The organism is Dactylosporangium sp. NPDC005572 (assembly GCF_040605515.1).
In the GTDB taxonomy this organism is placed as follows: Bacteria; Actinomycetota; Actinomycetes; order Mycobacteriales; family Micromonosporaceae; genus Dactylosporangium.
In genome coordinates, this window is the sequence record NZ_JBEXCY010000448.1 from 1 (window position 1) to 1,977 (window position 1,977).

Consider the following 1,977-nt stretch of genomic DNA (forward strand, 5'->3'; position numbering starts at 1 on the left):
TCGGTCATGCCCTGCAGTTGGGGTGGTTTCCCGGCGTTGATGCGGTGGGCGTTGAGCACCACCCCAGATTTGGCGGCCTGCCGGAACACCTGGGTCAGCCGGACCTGCGGGATGTTGTCGGCGGCGAGGACGTCGCGGAGGACCTCGCCGGCGCCGACCGACGGCAGTTGGTCGACGTCGCCGACCAGGAGTAGGTGCGCGCCGGGCGGGACGGCCTTGATGAGCTTGTTCGCCAGGATCAGGTCGAGCATGGACCCTTCGTCCACGACGAGGAGGTCGACGTCGAGGGGGTTGTCCCGGTCGAACGAGGCGTCGCCGCCGGGACGCAACTGCAGGAGCCGGTGCACGGTCCCGGCAGGATGCCCGGTGAGTTCGGCGAGGCGTTTCGCCGCCCGGCCGGTCGGGGCGACCAGGGTGACCTTGGCCTTCTTCGCGGCGGCGAGGGTGACGATGGAGCGGACGGTGAAGCTTTTGCCGCAGCCGGGACCGCCGGTGAGCACGGCAACCTTCGACGTCAGCGCGAGCCGTACCGCATGCTCCTGCTCCGGTGCGAGGGTCGTGCCGGTGCGGGCGTGGAGCCAGGTCAATGCTGTGGGCCAGTCGACGTCGGCGAAGTGTGGCATCCGGTCGGCCGGCTCGTGCAGGAGCCGGTGCAGGGAGCCGGCGAGTGCGGTTTCGGCCCGGTGGAACGGCACCAGGTACACCGCGGTCACCGGCCCGTCCGGGCCGTTCGGGCTGGGCAGTGTCTCGCGGATGACGCCCTCGTCGGTGGCGAGGGTGTCCAGGCAGGTACCGGCGAGCGCGGCGGGGACGTCGAGGATCTTCGCCGCGTCGGCGATGAGGTTCGCTTGGGGCAGGTAGCAGTGCCCGGCGTCGGTGGCCTCGGACAGGGTGTACTGCAGGCCGGCTTTGACCCGTTCCGGGCTGTCGTGCGGGATGCCGACCGCGCGGGCGATCGTGTCGGCGGTCTTGAACCCGATCCCCCAAACGTCAGCGGCCAGCCGGTATGGCTCGTTGCGGACCACGGAGATGGACGCGTCGGTGTACTGCTTGTAGATCCGCACCGCGAGGGAGGTGGACACGCCGACGCCCTGCAGGAAGAGCATCACCTCCTTGATCGCCTGCTGTTCTGCCCAGGCGGCGGTGATCTTCGCGGTGCGTTTCGGGCCCAGGCCGGGAACCTCGACCAGGCGGGCGGGTTCCTCCTCGATGACCCGCAGCGTGTCGAGACCGAAGTGCGCGACGATCCGTTCGGCGAACACCGGCCCGATACCTTTGACGAGGCCGGAGCCCAGATAGCGTTGGATGCCCTGGATGGTGGCGGGCAGGACCGTGGTGTAGGACTCGACCTCGAACTGCCGCCCGTACTTCGGGTGGCTTGACCAGCGCCCCTGCAGGCGCAGGCTCTCGCCGGGCTGGGCGCCGAGCAGTGCCCCGACCACGGTGAGCAGTTCGTCGCCGCCGCGGCTGGTCGCGACCCGGGCAACGGTGTAGCCGGTGTCCTCGTTGACGTAGGTCAGCCGCTCCAGGACCGCCTCGAGGACAGCGCCCGACGGACGGGTCGAGGCAGCGGTCGCGGTCACGGCGACCATCGTGCCCGCTCACCCAGCCGACCCGCCAGCCCGCCCAATCCGCCCAGCCCGCCAGGTCAGCGTTCACTGGTGCCGGTATGTCCAGCCGAGGCGTTAAGCAACATGATGTCCGCGAGCGGGTCCGGTCTGGCGGGCCGGATCTGCAACGCAATCAGCGCTGGGCACGGATTGGGGGATGACGTCAAGCCACTCCATGCCGCGGTAGCGGCTCAAGCAGGGGGACCTACGAGAAGTAGCGCAGGACGAACCGGCGAAGCACGCGGTGCCGGACCCGACGCGGTCACGGCCGCGCATTAGCCCGGGTCCAGGTCGATGCCACGCTCCTCGCATTGCGTCAAAATAAGACCGCGCCGCGTCCGCTGGCAACGCACGGACGATCTCACGT

1 protein-coding gene is annotated in these 1,977 nt (G+C 69.7%); it reads right to left on the minus strand.

Annotated elements, in window-relative coordinates; all coding sequences use genetic code 11:
- Positions 1–1,583 (minus strand): AAA family ATPase (locus ABZS66_RS61505; protein ID WP_354774230.1); only part of this gene is annotated, 1,583 nt, incomplete at its 3' end.
- Between the last annotated feature and the right edge of the window lie 394 nt (positions 1,584–1,977).